General features: G+C 40.9%; 5 protein-coding genes. 2 read left to right on the top strand and 3 right to left on the bottom strand.

Annotated elements, in window-relative coordinates:
- Nucleotides 1-87: 87 nt before the first annotated feature.
- The 3 genes from MHN09_RS21085 to MHN09_RS21075 form a co-directional block, all read right to left on the bottom strand.
- Complete coding sequence (locus tag MHN09_RS21085) at nucleotides 88-252, bottom strand: hypothetical protein (protein WP_239241823.1); 165 nt, start codon at nucleotides 250-252, stop codon at nucleotides 88-90.
- Nucleotides 253-621: 369 nt separating this feature from the next.
- Nucleotides 622-1,023: a type II toxin-antitoxin system death-on-curing family toxin gene (locus tag MHN09_RS21080; RefSeq protein WP_239241822.1), complete on the bottom strand. Its 402-nt coding sequence runs from the start codon at nucleotides 1,021-1,023 to the stop codon at nucleotides 622-624.
- Nucleotides 1,023-1,193, bottom strand: a complete 171-nt coding sequence (locus tag MHN09_RS21075; RefSeq protein ID WP_070123220.1) for an acetyltransferase — start codon at nucleotides 1,191-1,193, stop codon at nucleotides 1,023-1,025. Before MHN09_RS21075 ends, MHN09_RS21080 begins: the two co-directional genes overlap by 1 nt.
- 181 nt (nucleotides 1,194-1,374) lie before the next feature.
- Here MHN09_RS21075 and MHN09_RS21070 point away from each other — a divergent pair, with 181 nt between their 5' ends.
- Both MHN09_RS21070 and MHN09_RS21065 read left to right on the top strand, forming a co-directional pair.
- On the top strand, nucleotides 1,375-1,983 hold the full coding sequence (locus MHN09_RS21070) for a tyrosine-type recombinase/integrase (protein ID WP_239241821.1): 609 nt from the start codon (nucleotides 1,375-1,377) through the stop codon (nucleotides 1,981-1,983).
- 213 nt (nucleotides 1,984-2,196) lie between these two features.
- Nucleotides 2,197-2,535, top strand: a complete 339-nt coding sequence (locus MHN09_RS21065; RefSeq protein ID WP_239241820.1) for a hypothetical protein — start codon at nucleotides 2,197-2,199, stop codon at nucleotides 2,533-2,535.
- The last annotated feature ends 61 nt before the right edge of the window (nucleotides 2,536-2,596 follow it).

Genomic DNA, 2,596 nt, shown 5'->3' with positions numbered 1-2,596 from the left:
TAGGCTCCAAGCTGAAAGTAAACCACCTCCGCAGCCATTTATTGGTGTGGTCTACAGAGGATTATGTCTTTTTAGAGGGGAAAATCCCTAGAACCCCAAATTGGCGAACGCAATAAATACCATTGCGATATCAGAAACAGTGCCAAAATCGCTTTTAATTTGAGATAGAAGGACAGACAGAATGACAAAAGCAAACAAGGAATAGATATACTTGTCGAGCTTTGCGAAGCGAATTGATGAATTCCATTTCATTAACAAATTACCATTACTAAATATAGATTACTTTGATTTTCAAACGATTTCCAAATTGAAAATTCATTATATTAATAGAAATATCATACCCATTCTCTGAAACAAGGACTAGTTGATTATTATGTGTTCACTTTGGGTGAAACTACCCTTTATTGAAAGTAACAGCAATGTTTTGCATTGTGACCACCGGAAGAAATCCAGTGTTATAAACCTGACCATCTGTATATTGTCTGAAGCTGTCGTGTATTAAGGCGTAGGTCAACATCCGCTTTTCGCTCTTTGAAGTCTAAAATAGCCACTGCCGAGACTGAAAATGGTCAAAAGCGGACATCAGCAATACCATGAAGGACTGGAAAGCGAAGATAAACTTCAGAGATCTGAGTTTTGTTCGAAAATATATTGGGAATAAAGCAAGTCGGCAAAATCTGACTCATCAATTTTTCCGATGACTAAGTCTCTGATTGCATCTGCAAAGAGATCATTATCAGCGGTTAACTCAAAATCATTGAGCGACAAATACTCCAGCGCAACGGCCAGACCTGTTCGTTTGTTAGCATCGGGGAGTGAATGAGAAAGCGCTATTGAAGCGGCATATTTTGCAGCAATTTCGAAAACGTCATCTAAGCCTGAATAGGCAATAGCATTATCGATTCTGCCTAAGGCACCCTGAAGTTTGTTGATATCAGCGGCGCCCTTCATGCCTGGTTCGTTTTCGAGAATAAACACGTTAATTTCTATCACGCGTTCAAAGGGGAAGAAAATGAGTTCCATCACATATCAGCGAGTTTTTCAAACGTACGCTTATGTGTTCTTAAAACTAACTTAGTTTCAGACTTCACAATTTGCTGACCAGCGTCACCGGACAAGTCAAGTTTCTTACTGGCGGCGATTTTAGGGCGCTTAACAGCTTTCACGCCGTATATTTCAATCTTTGTATTCATAAACACCTCTAATAATGTGACAGCTAGTATACCTCTGATTCGAAGATAAGAAAATCTGGCAAACAGGTACTAAATTAGTGGTGTTTAGTTTACAGCTTATTCGAGAGAAAAGAACAGTCACAACTGCCTGTTTCAGGACTTCCGGCCCATACTACAAATTATTAATTGCCGGGAGATTTCTATGACAGCCGCTAGCAAACCTTGGAACAAACACCGAATTATTGGACAGAAGCGACCGCTGAAGATCTCTCACATATGGGGGATCAGAATCAGATTGGAAATAGAAGACAACAAACGCGACTTAGCATTATTCAATTTGGCGCTGGACAGTAAACTTCGCGGCTGCGATTTGGTCAAGCTGCTCGTATCGGATGTCATGTCGGGTGGCGTGGTAATGCGACGCGCACTTGTGACTCAGCAAAAAACAGGCTCTCCGGTTCAGTTCGAAATTACTGAGGGTACGAGAAAATCTGTGCTGGACTGGATCAATTTTAAGAGCCTAAATTACAGCAGTTATTTGTTCCCATCAGCAAAAGTCCCTGGAGAACACATCTGCACCAGGCAATATAACCGTATATTCCACAGCTGGATTGAAAAACTAGGTCTCGATCGCACTCTTTACAGCACGCATACAATGCGAAGGACTAAGGCTTACCTGATTTATAAGAAAACGAAAAATCTACGCGTGGTTCAGTTGCTACTCGGTCATAAGAAGCTTGAGAGCACCGTGAGGTACCTTGGGATCGAAGTTGATGATGCTCTGGATATTGCTGAATCGCTTGATATTTAGTTAGCAGGCAAGAACTTTCCTTAATGCGGCAGTCGGATTCCTGCTTTATAGCTATCTATCTACTTTCAAGCGTCCACTCCCAAAAAACACTTAACCTACTGATATGTAAATGGTGTTTTCATATTTAGATGGGTGAAAAATATCGGGAATATCATTTGGCAGACATATTGCTCAACCTAGTCCAACAGTTAAAAAGTGCTGAAGGATATCTCTATGATTAATGGTGTAAGCAATTCGCAAAATTATATTTACGGACTTCAAAGAAATGATGCGGTGTCTGTTAAATCCAATGACTCTCTGGAATCCTCAACAAGTTCAAATGTAAGGGAGCATGACAGTCGGGCAAATGCTCTGGCTTTCATTGAATCTGCGTCACCGGAAGAGTTAGCTAAAAAAGTAGATTCGTTAAGTGGAGGAATGCCGAATTTAGCTGCAATTAATTTTAGAGAAATTTTAAATTCCGGTAACGAAGAAGAAGTTCTTGGCAGAATTAGACGCTTGCAGGGCAGGTTTGAGGATGTTGTCGGGAAGTTCGGTCATGGTGTTGTATAGGCGTAGGTGTCAGTCAGATCCATCCGACTCGGCATTGGTGTTTGCTTTTTTACCCAACAAG

The organism is Alteromonas sp. MmMcT2-5 (assembly GCF_022348315.1).
GTDB classification, from domain to species: domain Bacteria; phylum Pseudomonadota; class Gammaproteobacteria; order Enterobacterales; family Alteromonadaceae; genus Alteromonas; species Alteromonas macleodii.
The sequence above is the reverse complement of the archived record's forward strand: the minus strand, read 5'-3'. Positions and strand labels throughout refer to the sequence as shown.

Coding starts and splice junctions, on each gene's coding strand:
- MHN09_RS21085 (WP_239241823.1), bottom strand. CDS start 252: ATGAAATGGAATTCATCAATTCGCTTCGCAAAGCTCGACAAGTATATC.
- MHN09_RS21080 (WP_239241822.1), bottom strand. CDS start 1,023: ATGGAACTCATTTTCTTCCCCTTTGAACGCGTGATAGAAATTAACGTG.
- MHN09_RS21075 (WP_070123220.1), bottom strand. CDS start 1,193: ATGAATACAAAGATTGAAATATACGGCGTGAAAGCTGTTAAGCGCCCT.
- MHN09_RS21070 (WP_239241821.1), top strand. CDS start 1,375: ATGACAGCCGCTAGCAAACCTTGGAACAAACACCGAATTATTGGACAG.
- MHN09_RS21065 (WP_239241820.1), top strand. CDS start 2,197: ATGATTAATGGTGTAAGCAATTCGCAAAATTATATTTACGGACTTCAA.